Genomic DNA, 14,243 nt, shown 5'->3' on the forward strand with positions numbered 1-14,243 from the left:
ATGTCGCCCAGCAACTCAACGGCCGACCACGCAAAACGCTCGGCTGGAAAACCCCAGCCGAGCGCCTGCGTGATCTACTGACGACCACGTAGGCCGTCAGGTGTTGCGAGGACCCCGAGAATCCGCCGGTGGCGGGGGACTTCTGCGTGCTGTCGCCGGGGCCGGCCGGTCCCGGCCCGGCTGTTGCTCGCTACGCGAGGCCCTGCCGTTGCTCGCTACGCGAGGATGCGGACCCCCTCCGGCACGCCGCTGACCCGGGGCAGCCGCGGGTTCACCCGCAGCGTGGTCAGGGACGGGAAGGCGCTGAGCCATTCCATCTCCATGCCCGCACCCAGGTCGTAGGCGAGCCACAGATGCGTCAGCTGGTCGTGCGCCAGCCCGTCCACCAGTTCACCCGGCGTGAAGTGGCCCACGATCTGCACCCGTTCCCGGCCGCCCAGCTTCCGCAGCGCCGCCAGCTCGACCCGGTCCGAGACCGGAAAGTAGAGACCCTCCGATTCCAGGTGTGCGATGACCTCTGTGGCGTACCGCTCGGTCTCGAAGTTGCGCCAGCCGCGTGCCAGTTCGGCGCGCAGCGGCAGTGACGAACGGTCCCGCAGCCGCGCCAGATAGTCCACGGCGGCGTCGTCGTCGATCCTGGTCACCGTGACCGCGAGCCGGTACGCCTCGTCGTCCGGGACCGTCGCGGGGTCGGGCAGCATCTCCAGCACGATCGGCCCCACCCAGCCCAGCCCGCGGGCGGCGGCGACGGTGGCGGGCCGCACCATGTTGCGCGTCTCGCGGCGGATACGGGCGTGGATCTCCGGGTCCAGTTCGGTGACGTGCTCCAGGCACGCCGCTGCCAGCAGCCGCCGCCGGTTGCGCTGCATTCCGATCCTGCCCGGGGCCAGCAGCCCCTGCAGCAGCGTGGCGCACTCGCCGGGGCGGGCGTGCGCCACCGCCATCCGGATCACCTCCTCCCAGTCCGCTTCGTGCGCGTGCGCGAGGAGGAGCGCGAAGTCGCCCTGCTCCACCGCCTCCTTCGCCGCCAGGTAGTCCTGCACGGTGCGGTGCACGAACTCCACCGACCTGTCGGCCTGTTCGCGCAGCAGCCCGGTACGCAGCAGCAGATGGCCGAAGATCTCTTCCGGCCCGCCCTGCCCCGCTGTGGCCGGTATCGCCGGCGCGTGCCGCTCGATCTCGCCCAGGGCGGTCGCGTGGTCGAGTACGGGGCGCTCGTCGACCAGCATGCGGTGGGCGAGCTTGCGCAGCAGCCGCTCGCGCGGTGAACGCTGCAGGTCGACGGCGTCCGCGTAGAGCACCCGGCGCTCCGGGTCCCGGCGCTGGAGGAGCATCTCCATCGCCGCCTCGTACAGCTCCTTGCGGCCGTTGGGCAGCGACCCGGACCGGTCCCGGTTCAGTGCGCAGATCAGTCCGCACATCAGCGGGTTGGTGGCCAGCACGCGCAGCTCACGGTAGAGCGGTATGGACCGCAGCAGCCGGTCCCGGTACTCGTCCAGGCGGGCGTGGTCCTTGCCCTCGTCCGTACGGGCCGCGGTGTGCCAGGCCGTGATGAAGGCGGCGACCTGGTCGCGGTTCATGGGGGCGAGGTTGAGCTCGTTGAAGCCCTCCTCGGCGAGCCAGTCCGCGTCCACGGCGGGCGGGCGGGAGGTGACGAGGCAGCGGTTGCCGGAGTAGATCCGCAGCAGCCGGCGCAACTGGTCGCGGACCGCGATCCGTTGCGGTTCGGGCGCCTCATCGATCCCGTCGACGAGCAACAGCGCCCGTTCCTCGGCCAGTACGCGGACGACCCAGCCCTCGGGCGCCTCGTCCGCGAGCGGATGGCGTACGGCCGCGAGGAAGTCGTCGGGAGCGGGAAATCCCTCGCGCGCGAAGCGGCGGACGGGCAGCACGAAGGGGACACGGCCGCGCAGGGGCCCCAGTTCGTGGGGCAGCGCGTCGCGCGCCGTGGAAACGGCCAGCCACTGGATGAGGGTGGTCTTGCCGGAGCCCGCGACCCCGCGCAGCAGTACCCGTTCGTGCCCGCCCAGCGCCCGGTCCGCGGACATGACGGGCTGCTCGTCCGTTCCCGCGTCCTCTCCCGCGTCCCGTCCCGGCCCCTGGTCCTCTCCGCGTCCCCGGCCGTCGGCGGCCGCGGCGTCCGGAGCGGTGCCGCCGGAGCCGAACTCCGCGGCGAGGCTGAGGTAGGTCGCGTCCAGTGACCAGTTGTCGGGGGTGTTGGGGTTGGGCAGGTCGATGCCGTAGATGGTGACCCGGCTGTACTGCTCGGCGACGTGGCGCAGATAGCGGTCCTCGAACTCGGCGTCCTGAGCCGAGGGGCCGGGCCGTCCGCGCAACGCCTCCACGTCGTTGAGGTCCACGAGCTGGCCGATGCGGTGGCTCCGTTCGGGCAGCTGCTCGGCGAGTGCGGGGGAGCGCAGAATCAGCAGGTGGAGGACGTGCAGGCAGACGGTCACCAGCAGGCTGTCGTGGAACCACGCGGCCTCGGCGGACAGTTCGCGGTCCGCTCCGGGGACGGCGGAACGCAGCCGTCGCGCGTAGTCCTGCGGTCCGAGCCGCACGGCCTGGGCGTCGGTGGTGTCCAGCTCGCCCATCACCCACAGTGTGCGGGCGAGGACCGAGGCGGTGCCCGTCTCCTCCGCGGCGGGCAGTCGCCGGCCGGTGGCGGTGAGCCCCTGCCGCACAAGCTCACCGGCCACGCTCAGCAGTTCCTCCCAGTGGAGCGTCGGCCTTTCGCCACGGAAGGAGACGAGACCGGCGATGAGCTGCCCCGAGCCGGGCGGGGAGGGCGGGGCCGGGGTGAAGAGCCCGGTGATGAGCGGATCGACGACGGTGGATGCGAGGCGTACGGCGGGTTCCATGGGCGTCCGGGCTCCCGGAAGGGGCTGTGAGTGCCTGATGACGTGCGGTGCGACGGGTGGGGCGGGCGTGCCGGCCGTCTTGCTCTGGCGCGCCAAATGCCCAGCCTATGCGGGTGGTTGGGCGGGGGCCATAGTGGTTCACGCCTGTTCGGACGCAGGAAGGCACGCGGTCGGCTGCCGGGTCTCCGGCCGGGGTCTCCGGCCGCGGCGGGGGTCGTGCCGAGTGCCGACAGCGCTCCGTGCCCGGCGCCCGGACGCCCGGGCGCCAAGGGCCGGCCCGTGTGACCTGGACCGCATCCAAGGCCGCCGGTCACGCCGTTGACGGGTGTCTCCGGGTGAGCTGCCGCACAGGCCGATCGGGGTCTACGAGCGGGGCTAGGAGAGGCGCGGACCAAGGTCCCGGACGTTCTGCGGGCGGCGTGACAGCGCGATGGCCCCGAAAGGCCGCATGGATGCGTCCGAATAATCCAAAAGAGTGCTTCGTGTAGTTCTTGTCCTTACGAGTGCCTTTAGTAATAACCCTCTTTGGTATGCCGGATGGGACGGGTTACCAATGTTTTGTCCCCCGCAGTCCCATGACTCGGGATCCCCCAGCCATTCCGGAGGTAGTACCCGTATGTCGAAGACCCCCAAGAACGTGGCCAAGTCCATCAGCGGAACCCGTGCCAGGGCCGCCGTCATAGCGGCCGGGCTCGGTGTCTCGGTGGCCCTGGGTGCGGGCTCGGCGGTCGCCGCCCAGGCAACCGGGCAGGGCGATGTCTTCTCATCCGGCACGGCGTCGAAGCTGGCTGAATCCGCGCGGCATCAGGCCGACCAGCAGCATCAGGCCGCCGCTTCCGCGAAGAAGGAGGCGCAGGAGCGCGCGGAGAAGGAGCGCGCGTCCCGGGAGGCCGAGCGCAAGAAGCTCAACTCCTGGACCAAGCCGGTGGAGGGCTCGTACGACCTGAGCGCGGGCTTCGGCAACAGCGGCGGCCGTTGGGCGAACAAGCACTCTGGCCAGGACTTCGCCGTGCCGACCGGCACCCAGGTCAAGTCCGTGCACGGCGGTACCGTCGTCAAGGCCGGCCCGAACGGTGCGGGCGACGGTTCCTCGTACGGCAACGCCGTCGTGATCAAGCACGACGACAACACCTACTCCCAGTACGCTCACCTGGATTCCTTGCAGGTCAAGCCCGGGCAGCAGGTGAAGACCGGCCAGGACATCGCGAAGTCGGGGTCGACCGGCAACTCCTCCGGTCCGCACCTGCACTTCGAGATCCGCTCCACGCCGGACTACGGCTCCGGCAAGGACCCGGTCGGCGAGATGCGGGGCCACGGCGTGCACGTGTGATGACAGACCTCAGGCATGCCCCCGGTGTGCCGTGGTCACCAACTCCTGGGCGACCTCGAGGACGGCTTTCCGCTAGTCCTCGGGGTCGCCCTCGAGGCTCTGCAGGGTGTACGTCCCCGCGTGCGTGGTGAACAGCGCGGCCGAGCTCCGCACAGCCCGCACAGCCGGCGGAGCCCGCACGGCCCGCGGCGAGCACCGGCAAGGTGTGACGGTCAGGCGTGACAACCGGGTGTGTCAGTCCGGTGTGCCAGCCTTGGCCGCATGAACACCCCGGGCATGGCGCGGCTGCGTGCGCTGCGCCTCGCCAAGGACGCCATGGACCGCGACTGGGCCGATCCCGCCCTCGACCTGGACGCGGTCGCCGCGCACGCCGGCTACTCGCGGTACCACTTCGTCCGGGCGTTCGATGCCGCCTACGGGGAAACGCCGGGCCGTTATCTGAGCCGGCGGCGCATCGAGCGGGCGGAGGAGCTGCTGCGCTCCGCGAACGTGACGGTGACCGAGATCTGCCTGCTGGTCGGCTTCAGCAGTCTCGGCACCTTCTCCGCCCGCTTCAAGAAGCAGACCGGCACCAGCCCCAGCGAGTACCGGCAGCGGCACGGGCGCCGGGCGGCGGCGATGATCCCGGGGTGTTACGCGATGCTCTTCACCGGCGGCTTCAAGGACCGCAAGAACGAAGAAGCGGGCTGATCGCGGCTCTGGCACGGTGATGTGGAGCGGGTGGGCGCACGTTCACCGAACGCCCCGCTCCCGCCACCCCTTCCGCACCGTCACAGATCCGGAGTCCGTCGTGATCAAGAGTCTGGCCCTCACCACCGTCTGGTCCACCGACCAGGAGCGGGACAAGAAGTTCTTCGTCGAGACGCTCGGGTTCGTGGAGCGCATGGACATGGCAATGGGTGACTCGCGCTGGGTCACCGTCAGCCCGCCCGACCAGCCGGACGTGCAGTTCGCCCTGATGCGCCCGGACGGTCCGGGCCTGGACCCGGAATCGGGCCAAGCCCTGCTGGCGCTGGTCAGCAAGGGCGCGCTCGGCGCCGGCGCGTTCCGTACGGACGACTGTCACGCGACCTACGCCGAGCTGAAGGCGAAGGGCGTGGAGTTCATCCAGGAGCCGCAGGAGCGCCCGTACGGCACCGAGGCGATCTTCCGTGACCCGACCGGCAACTGGTACTCGCTCACCCAGCAGCAGGAGAACCCCGATGAACTGGACATGAGCAAGCCCTGGGACGGCTGCGCCACGGACGACGCGGGCTGAGCCCGGCTCCGGCCCCCACGTGCGGCCCCCCGCGTGCGGCCCCCACGTGCGGCTCAGCTCATCGGCAGCCGGTAGACGCCGCCCGGCAGCGGTTCGACCAGGCCGTCGGCCACCAGCCCGTCCAGGGCACGGGCGCGCTGAACCGGCTCGTGCCAGACGCGGTCGAGGGTGGTCTGCGGCACCGGGGTCACCGCATCGCGGAGCACCGCGAGCAGCTTGCCGCGCACCTGCCGGTCCGTACCCGCATAGGTCTGGGTGCGCCGGGACGGGCCGACGTGCTCCGGAGCGCCGGCCAGCTGCCAGGCACACTGCTGTGCGATCGGACAGCGTCCGCACGCGGGCGCACGTGCCGTGCAGACCAGCGCGCCCAGTTCCATCGTCGCCGCGGCCCAGCTCGCCGCCGTCGCCTCGTCCTCCGGCAGCAGCGCGCGGGCGAGCTTGCGCTCGGCGGCGGTGGTGGCGTTCGGCGGGTACTGCCGCCCGCTCACCGCCCGGGCGAAGACACGGCGCACGTTGGTGTCCAGGACCGCGTGCCGCTGCCCGTAGGCGAACGAGGCCACGGCGGCCGCCGTGTATTCGCCGACCCCGGGCAGGGCGAGCAACTGGGCGTGTTCGCGCGGCACGTCGCCGCCGTGCCGTTCCGCTATGGCCGCGGCGGCGCCGTGCAGGCGGAGCGCGCGCCGGGGGTAGCCGAGCCGGCCCCAGGCGCGTACGGCCTCACCGGGTGACTCGGCGGCCAGGTCGGCGGGGCGCGGCCAGCGGGCGAGCCACTGCTCGTACACCGGCAGCACCCGGTTCACCGGGGTTTGCTGGAGCATGAACTCGCTGACCATGACGCCCCAGGCCCCCGCGTCGGGGCTGCGCCAGGGCAGGTCACGGGCGTGCGCGGTGAACCAGTCGACGACGGGGGAGTGGAGGGCGCGGGCGGCCTCTCCGACGGAGTCGGGAGCGGGGGCCGAGCCGGGCTCGGGCTCAGGCGTGTGTGCGGTTTCGGTGGTCGCAGTCATGGCAGAACCGATCCTGACACGGCGGCAGCCGCCCGGGAAACGCGACGCACAGGCCGGGGCGGGCGGGTTGAGACGGGTCGGCGGGGCGCTCTCGGCGGTGCCCAAACCTCTCTGCCGTACGTTCATCATAAAAGTTGCCGCATCGTGCGGCGGCTACGGTGCTACGGGGCGCGTGATGTCTCGTAAGGTTTGCGCGTGGGATCTCTGCGTAATCCGATCGGACCGCTCCCTTCCTCCATCTACTGGCGCCGAAGGGCAGTTGCCCTTGCCGTCGTCGCCGTGCTGGTGCTGCTGACCCTGTGGGCACTGAGCCTCAACGGCGGCGGCACCCGTGACGAGGGCAAGGGCGACGACGGCAACGGGCCCGCCGGCACCATCACCCCCGGCCCCACGGACTCCGGCCCGGCGATCAGCGATGCGCCCGGCGGGCGCGACGACCCGCCGGGCGGCGGTACTTCCGAGGGCGGCTCCGAGGGGGGTTCCGGCGACACGGGCGGCGGGTCCGACGGCGGGTCCGGTGACGGCGGTTCCGGTGGCTCGGGCTGGGAGCCCGGCGGCAGCGCGGGCGGAACGGGCGGCCGGGCGGGCGGTTCCGGCGGTGGCGGTGGCGGCGGTGGCGCCGCCGTACCGGCCGGATCGCAGCTGGCCGACTGCGAGGGATCGGACGTCACGGTGTCCCTGCGCAGTGTGCACAAGGAGTACGCGCCCGACGAGAAGCCCGAGTTCGAGCTCACGGCCACCAACAAGCGCGGCACCGCCTGCAAGATCGACCTCGGCCGTACGTCCACCGTCGTCACCATCAGCGACTCCGGCGACCGTACGTTCTGGACGTCACAGGACTGCGAGCGTGGGGCCGAGCCGGCCTTCTTCCAGCTGCCGGCCAGTGGGAAGTCCACCCACACCTTCACCTGGTTCCGCAAGCCCAGCGCGGACAACTGCGGTACCCCCACGAAGGGTTCGGCGAAGCCGGGAGACTACGAGATCGAGGTGGCGGTCAAGGGCCTCAGGAAGGCCGTGGCCTCCTTCGAGCTGAAATAGCTCACGGAGCTCAAGCAGTCCAAGGAGCTGAGGGAGCGGGGCTACACGTACCGCTCGAGGATGCTGGACTCCGCCAGCCGCGACAGCCCCTCGCGCACCGACCGGGCGCGGGCCTCGCCCACGCCGTCGACGGTCTGCAGGTCGTCGACGCTCGCCGCGAGCAGCTTCTGCAGGCCGCCGAAGTGCTCGACCAGCCGCTCGATGACGGTCCCCGGCAGCCGAGGCACCTTCGCCAGCAGCCGGAAACCGCGCGGCGAGACCGCCGAGTCCAGCGTCTCCGGGACGCCGCTGTACCCCAACGCGCGGGCGACCGAGGTGAGTTCCAGCAGCTCGGAGTGGGTCAGCCGGTCCAGTTCGCCGAGTGCTTCGCCGACCGTACGTGAGCGCCGGCCGCTCGGCTCCGGCACGTAGTCCCGCGCGACCAGTTCCCGTTCCGGCTCCACACCCGCGATCAACTCGTCCAGCTGGAGGGAGAGCAGCCGGCCGTCGGTCCCCAACTCGACGACGTACTCCGCGATCTCGGTCGCGATGCGCCGCACCATCTCCAGCCGCTGCGCGACGGCGGACGCGTCGCGGACCGTCACCAGGTCCTCGATCTCCAGGGCGGAGAGCGTGCCGGCCACCTCGTCCAGCCGCAGCTTGTACCGCTCCAGGGTGGCGAGGGCCTGATTGGCCCGGGACAGGATCGCCGCCGAGTCCTCCAGCACCCGCCGCTGGCCGTCCACGTAGAGCGCGATCAGCCGCATCGACTGGCTGACCGAGACCACGGGGTATCCGGTCTGGATGGACACCCGCTGCGCCGTGCGGTGCCGGGTGCCCGTCTCCTCCGTGGGGATCGACGCGTCGGGCACCAACTGCACACCCGCACGCACGATCTTGGTGACGTCCCGGTCGATGATCAGCGCGCCGTCCAGCTTGCACAGCTCGCGCAGCCGGGTCGCGGTGAAGTCCACGTCGAGGATGAAGCCGCCGGTGCACAGCGGTTCGACGTTCCTGTCCATGCCGAGCAGGATGAGTCCCCCGGTGTTGCCGCGCAGGACGCGTTCGAGCCCGTCGCGCAGGGCCGTACCAGGCGCGACGGCGCTCAGTGTGGCGCGCATCAGGCCCTCGGCGCCGGAGCTCCCACCGGCTCTGCCGGGAGCTGCTGCCCGGTCGTTGGCTGCCACGGCACTCCTTCGGTCGTGCGTACGTACGGGCGAGACCGGGGCAAAGTCTACCGGCGGCGCGGGCCGCCCCCTACTGCGTCGGTGCGGTGGCCCGTAACGGGATCTTGCCAGCTCATTGTGGCGACCGGTCGCGGGCGGTTCCGGTCCGGGCGGGCAGCACCGCCAGCGCCTCGCCGATGTCCGCGACCTCGCGTACCCGCATACCCGCGGGGATCTTCCCCGGGTCGGCCGGGACGAGTGCGTGGGTGAAGCCGAGGCGGGCCGCCTCGGCGAGTCTGCGCTGCACGCCGGTGACCCGGCGGACCTCGCCCGCCAGGCCCACTTCGCCGACGGCCACCAGGTTCTCCGGCAGTGGTGTGTCGCTGGCGGCACTCGCCAGCGCGAGGGCGACGGCGAGGTCGGCAGCGGGTTCGGACAGCTTCACGCCGCCGACCGTCGCGCTGTAGATGTCGCGCTTGCCGAGGGCACTGATCCGGCCGCGCTGCTCCAGCACGGCCAGCATCATCGAGACCCGGGAGGTCTCCAGACCCGATGTGGTGCGGCGCGGCGAGGGGATCTGGCTGTCCACCGTCAGCGCCTGCACCTCCGCGACCAGCGGCCGGCGCCCTTCCAGCGTCACGGTCAGGCAGGTGCCCGGCACGGGTTCGGCGCGCCGGGTGAGGAAGAGGCCGGAGGGGTCGGCGAGTCCGGTGATCCCCTCGTCGTGCAGTTCGAAGCAGCCGACCTCGTCGGTCGTCCCGTACCGGTTCTTCACCCCGCGCACCAGGCGCAGGCGTGCGTGCCGGTCGCCCTCGAAGTACAGGACGACGTCGACGAGATGCTCCAGCAGCCGCGGCCCGGCGATCGAGCCGTCCTTGGTGACGTGGCCGACGAGCAGGGTGGCGATGCCGCGCTCCTTGGAGGCGCGGATGAGAGCTCCGGCCACCTCCCGCACCTGGGCGACGCCGCCGGGCGCACCGTCGAGTTCGGGTGAGGCGACGGTCTGCACCGAGTCCATGATCACCAGACTGGGCTTCACCTCGTCCAGATGCCCGAGTACGGCGGACAGGTCGGTCTCGGCGGCGAGGTAGAGGTGGTCGCTCAGCGCGCCGATCCGGTCGGCGCGCAGCCGCACCTGTGAGGTCGACTCCTCGCCCGTCACGTAGAGGGTGTGATGCGACGGGCCGGACGCCTTCGCCGCCACGTCCAGCAGCAGCGTCGACTTCCCCACCCCGGGTTCGCCCGCGACCAGGACCACGGCGCCGGGTACGAGCCCGCCGCCGAGCACCCGGTCCAGCTCCGGTACGCCGGTGCTCCGCGCGGTGGCCTGGGTGCCGTCCACCTGGCCGATGGGGAGCGCGGCGGCCGAGACGCGGCCCGGCGCGGTCGTCCGTACGGCCGGAGCGCCGCCCAGCTCCTCGACCGTTCCCCAGGCATGGCATTCGGGGCAGCGCCCGAGCCATTTGGCGGTCTGCCAGCCGCATTCGGCGCAGCGGTACGAGGGGCGGTCCTTGGCGGACGCTTTACGGGCAGCCATGACGGTCACCGTAGCCGTGACCGCTGACACGGGGGGCGTCACGGGGATCGCTCCGTGAGGGGCACAAGAGTGACGCGGGAGTGAGGTCTCTGGGCGGTTTGCCACGTCCAGTCTCCCCTTTCGAGGGAGATCGTCACCCGTAAGGATTAAACCCGGCCGACTGGGTCCTCCGGGGCAGCATCATGCGCCTACCGTCACCGAGTGATGAGCAGCAGGCGCGACCATTCCACGCACACCACCGGTGCACACCGCGCGCACTCGGGGCGGCGGCACAAGCAGCACCAGCGTTCCGGCGGGGTCGGAGTCCTGGGCAGGACCGGTGCCGCCGCCGCCGACGCCGAAACGGCTGGCCGGGCCGGGTCCGCTCCGGCTGTGTCCGTGCCGGCCGTCGCGCCCGCCTCCGCCGTGCCCGCTCCCGCCGCGCTGGAGGAGCGGGGCATGGTGCGCTACGAGCCGTATCTGGACGGCCTGTTCACGTACTGCCTGTCGGTCATGTGCGAGCACGACGCCGCCGCCGCGGCCGTGGGTGAAACGCTTGTCCTCGCCGAGCGGCAGCTCGACCGGGACCGTGCCCCAGCCCAACGCGACCTGCGCCGACCGTGGTTGTACGCCTTGGCCCGCTGGGTCTGCCGGCGCCGCCTCGCCGAGCTGGGCCGCCGGGACGGCAACCGCGACGGCAACCGCGGGAGGGTGCCGGCCACCGCGCCCCACCTCTCCGAACCGGCCCGTGCCGAGCGCCGCCGCGAACTGGCCGCGCTCGCCTGGCCGGAGGCCGCCGGCACCACACCCGAGCAGCGCGAGGCACTGGAGCTCGCCGTGCGGCACGGGCTGCCCGCGCCGGAGGTCGCCGCCGTGCTCTCCCTCGCCCCCGAGGCCGCGAGCACGTTGCTCTCCCATGCCGCCTGCGAGGTGGAGCGCACCCGTGCCGCGCTGGCCGTGGTCAAGTCCGGCGGCTGCCCGGCCGTGGCGGGGCTCGCCGGAGACGACCAGGTGCTGCTCGGTGCGGCGCTCCGCCGCGAACTGGTGCGGCACGTCGACGAGTGCCCCGACTGCCGCCGTGCCGCGGAGCGCGCGATGGCCGGGGTGCCCTGGCCGGGCACCTCCCCGGCGGGCACGGCGGTGCTCGCCGTGCTCGAAGCCCCGCGCCCCGCCGTCGAGGCCGCCGTGCTGGCGGTGCGCCGCGCCCGCTGCCAGTACAGCCCGCGCTTCGACAGAGCGGGCTTCCCGGTGGAGGTCAAGGACCGCAGCGCGCGCCGTGAACGGCTGCGCAGCAGAGCCGTCACCACCACGGTCGTGGCCACGGTCATCGCCGCCCCGGTGCTCGCGCTGTGGGCCGCCTACCGTGGCGCGCCGTTCACCGGCGAGTCCGAGGGCGGGGCCGTCTCCGCCACCGAGCGCGAGGAAGGCTCCGGGCTGGGGGGCAACCCGTACGAGAACGCCGCGCAGGACCGTAAGGACGGCCACGGGCACGGCGACTCCCGCAACGGCGAGGGCCGCTCCGGTGACAAGACCGACGGCGAGAAGGGTGGAAACGGCCGTGGCGCCGGCGCCGGACGGCTCACGGTCGACGTGCGGCCCGTGGGCGGCGCGACCCTCATCACGCTGACGGCGAGCGGGAGTTCGCCGGTGCGCTGGGCGTTGTCCGGCGACGCGCCGTGGCTGGTGATGAGCCGTACGAGCGGGGTGCTGCGCCCCGGCGGGACCGCCACGGTCCGGGTCTCCGTCGCCCGCGGACGCGAGCCGTCCCGCCCCTGGTCGGCCCACATCCGGGTGGCGCCGTCCGGCGCGCTCGTCACGATCAGGGGCACGGGGTCCGGCTCGACCCCTCCGTCCCACGGCGGCGGGGGAAACCCGGGGGAGCCCACGAAGCCGCCGACCCACGCACCCACCACTCCGCCGCCCGACCCCACGCCTTCGCCCTCGGACCCGCCGTCCTCCAGCGATCCCAGCTCCGCGCCGCCCAGCTGAGCCCCACGGGCCCGCTGCCGACCCCCACAGGCGCCGGCCGACCCCCGAAGGGCCCGCCGGCCCCGTCAGGCGGGCGGATCGGCCGGGTGCGGGGCGAGCAACGGCAGCGACGGGTACCTCGCGGCCGTGGCAGCGGCGGCCACGGCGAGGCGCTGGTCGCACAGCTCGGCGAGCCGTTCATAGCCCGCCTCCCCCATCAGCTCGGTCAGCTCGGGCCGGTAGGACTCGTACACCGGCTTCGCCGCCCCGTGCGCGGAGGGCGCCGAGGTGCACCACCAGTGCAGGTCGTGGCCCCCGGCACCCCAGCCGCGCCGGTCGTACTCGCCGATCGACACCACCAGCACCTGCTCGCCGTCGGCCTGCTCCACCCACTCGTACGTGCGCCGGATCGGCAGCTGCCAGCACACGTCCGGCTTGGTCTCCAGCGGCTCCCGGTCCTCCCGCAGCGCGAGGGTGTGCAGCGCGCAGCCCTCGCCGCCGGCGAAGCCGGGACGGTTGTGGAAGATGCAGGCGCCCTGCCAGCGGCGCGTCTGCCGCTCGCCGTCGTCCTCCTGTACCCACCCCGACTCCGTACCCACGTCGTGGAACTGCCAGATCTCCGGTGTGAGCCGTGCCACATGCGTGGCGACCCGCTGCTCGTCCTCCTCGTCGGCGAAGTGGGCGCCCAGCGTGCAGCAGCCGTCCGTGGGCCGGTCCGGGCGGATGCCCTGACAGCCTTGCCCGAAGACGCAGTTCCAGCGCGAGGTGAGCCAGGTCAGGTCGCAGCGGAAGACCTGTTCGGCGTCGGCCGGGTCGGGGAACTCCACCCAGGCCCGGGTGAAGTCCAGGCCGGTCTCCTCCGTACGAGGGGCCGCCGGACCCGGGCCTTCAGCCCGCCCGGCCCGTGCCGACTCGTCCTGCTTCTTGCGCTTCGCCGCTTTCGTCTTACCCACGCTCCACAGCGTAACCGTGCGAACCCCCGATACCGTTAGCGTGCTGCATATGAGACTCGGTGTCCTCGACGTGGGCTCGAACACGGTCCACCTTCTCGTCGTCGACGCGCACTCCGGTGCGCGTCCGATCCCTGCCTACTCGCACAAGGCGGAACTCAGACTCGCCGAACTCCTCGACGCCGAGGGTGCGATCGGCCCCGACGGCGTCGACCGCCTCACCGCCACCCTCCGCACCGCCCTGGAGATCTCCGAGGACATGGGCGTCGAGGACCTGCTGCCGTTCGCCACCTCCGCCGTGCGCGAGGCGGCCAACGCCGACCACGTCCTGGCCCGCGTCGCCGAGGCCACCGGCGTCAAGCTGGAGGTGCTCTCCGGCGAGGACGAGGCTCGGCTCACCTTTCTCGCCGCGCGCCGCTGGTTCGGCTGGTCCGCGGGGCAGTTGCTCGTACTCGACATCGGCGGCGGTTCACTGGAGATCGCGTACGGGGGGGACGAGGAGCCCGACCGCGCCGTCTCGCTGCCCCTCGGCGCCGGCCGTCTCACCACCAGCTGGCTGCCCGGCGACCCGCCCGACGTCGCGGACGTACGCGCGCTGCGCCGCCACGTCCGCGCGGAAATCGCCCGCGTCGTCGGCCAGTTCAGCCGTTTCAACCCGCCGGATCACGTGGTGGCCACCTCCAAGACCTTCAAGCAGCTCGCCCGCTTGGCCGGCGCGGCCCGTTCCGGTGAGGGCCTGTACGTGGAGCGGGAGTTGAGCCGCGGTGCGCTGGAGGAGTGGGTGCCACGGCTGGCCGCCATGCCCGCCGCGGAACGCGCGGAGCTGCCCGGCGTCTCCGAGGGCCGTGCGCGCCAACTCCTCGCGGGCGCCCTGGTCGCGCAGGCGGCGATGGACCTTCTCCGGGTCCAGCGGGCGGAGATCTGCCCGTGGGCGCTGCGCGAGGGCGTGATCCTGCGCCGCCTCGATCACCTGCGGAAGGGGTGATATCGCTCACGGGCACGAGCGCCTCGGCCCCCCGTACGCACCCCGCGCGGAAGCCTGCGGCCGGTGCCGCGACCAGCGCCGCGACCGGCTGGCGCGCCACGGCCGGGCTGGCGCCGGGCGCGCACAGGCGCACCCGGCGCGAGCCTTAGGCTGTCTGCTGTGGCTCAACCTGCGGTGCGCGTACC

General features: G+C 72.6%; 11 protein-coding genes. 6 read left to right on the forward strand and 5 right to left on the reverse strand.

Annotated features, from left to right (window positions below):
* Positions 1 to 215 precede the first annotated feature (215 nt).
* Complete coding sequence (locus ACRDP3_RS21020; RefSeq protein WP_431518529.1) at positions 216 to 2,861, reverse strand: NACHT domain-containing protein; 2,646 nt, start codon at positions 2,859 to 2,861, stop codon at positions 216 to 218.
* Positions 2,862 to 3,477: 616 nt separating this feature from the next.
* Between ACRDP3_RS21020 and ACRDP3_RS21025 the strand changes: the two genes are divergently transcribed.
* From ACRDP3_RS21025 to ACRDP3_RS21035, 3 genes are all read left to right on the forward strand, one after another.
* The gene (locus ACRDP3_RS21025; RefSeq protein ID WP_431518530.1) at positions 3,478 to 4,191 is read left to right on the forward strand and encodes a M23 family metallopeptidase; all 714 of its coding nucleotides are present in this window, start codon (positions 3,478 to 3,480) and stop codon (positions 4,189 to 4,191) included.
* A gap of 261 nt (positions 4,192 to 4,452) precedes the next feature.
* Positions 4,453 to 4,881 (forward strand): helix-turn-helix transcriptional regulator, encoded by a 429-nt coding sequence (locus ACRDP3_RS21030; RefSeq protein WP_431518531.1) that lies wholly within the window; start codon positions 4,453 to 4,455, stop codon positions 4,879 to 4,881.
* Positions 4,882 to 4,981: 100 nt separating this feature from the next.
* Positions 4,982 to 5,449, forward strand: coding sequence for a VOC family protein (locus tag ACRDP3_RS21035; RefSeq protein ID WP_431518532.1), 468 nt, complete (start codon positions 4,982 to 4,984; stop codon positions 5,447 to 5,449).
* Between the two features lie 53 nt (positions 5,450 to 5,502).
* Here ACRDP3_RS21035 and ACRDP3_RS21040 read toward each other — a convergent pair whose 3' ends face one another.
* The gene (locus tag ACRDP3_RS21040) at positions 5,503 to 6,456 is read right to left on the reverse strand and encodes an A/G-specific adenine glycosylase (RefSeq protein ID WP_431518533.1); all 954 of its coding nucleotides are present in this window, start codon (positions 6,454 to 6,456) and stop codon (positions 5,503 to 5,505) included.
* Between the two features lie 195 nt (positions 6,457 to 6,651).
* Between ACRDP3_RS21040 and ACRDP3_RS21045 the strand changes: the two genes are divergently transcribed.
* The gene (locus tag ACRDP3_RS21045) at positions 6,652 to 7,494 is read left to right on the forward strand and encodes a hypothetical protein (protein WP_431518534.1); all 843 of its coding nucleotides are present in this window, start codon (positions 6,652 to 6,654) and stop codon (positions 7,492 to 7,494) included.
* A gap of 41 nt (positions 7,495 to 7,535) precedes the next feature.
* Here the strand turns inward: ACRDP3_RS21045 and disA are convergent, their stop codons facing one another.
* Positions 7,536 to 8,660, reverse strand: a complete 1,125-nt coding sequence (gene disA, locus ACRDP3_RS21050; RefSeq protein ID WP_431518535.1) for a DNA integrity scanning diadenylate cyclase DisA — start codon at positions 8,658 to 8,660, stop codon at positions 7,536 to 7,538.
* 112 nt (positions 8,661 to 8,772) lie between these two features.
* On the reverse strand, positions 8,773 to 10,176 hold the full coding sequence (gene radA, locus ACRDP3_RS21055; RefSeq protein WP_431518536.1) for a DNA repair protein RadA: 1,404 nt from the start codon (positions 10,174 to 10,176) through the stop codon (positions 8,773 to 8,775).
* Between the two features lie 204 nt (positions 10,177 to 10,380).
* Here radA and ACRDP3_RS21060 point away from each other — a divergent pair, with 204 nt between their 5' ends.
* Positions 10,381 to 12,144: a hypothetical protein gene (locus ACRDP3_RS21060; RefSeq protein ID WP_431518537.1), complete on the forward strand. Its 1,764-nt coding sequence runs from the start codon at positions 10,381 to 10,383 to the stop codon at positions 12,142 to 12,144.
* 65 nt (positions 12,145 to 12,209) lie between these two features.
* Here the strand turns inward: ACRDP3_RS21060 and ACRDP3_RS21065 are convergent, their stop codons facing one another.
* Entirely contained in the window at positions 12,210 to 13,076 is an 867-nt protein-coding gene (locus tag ACRDP3_RS21065; protein ID WP_431518538.1) for a hypothetical protein, read from the reverse strand.
* A gap of 49 nt (positions 13,077 to 13,125) precedes the next feature.
* Here ACRDP3_RS21065 and ACRDP3_RS21070 point away from each other — a divergent pair, with 49 nt between their 5' ends.
* Entirely contained in the window at positions 13,126 to 14,058 is a 933-nt protein-coding gene (locus ACRDP3_RS21070) for a Ppx/GppA family phosphatase (RefSeq protein ID WP_431518539.1), read from the forward strand.
* Positions 14,059 to 14,243: the final 185 nt, after the last annotated feature.

The sequence above is a fragment of the Streptomyces sp. genome (assembly GCF_050698815.1).
Lineage (GTDB): Bacteria > Actinomycetota > Actinomycetes > Streptomycetales > Streptomycetaceae > Streptomyces.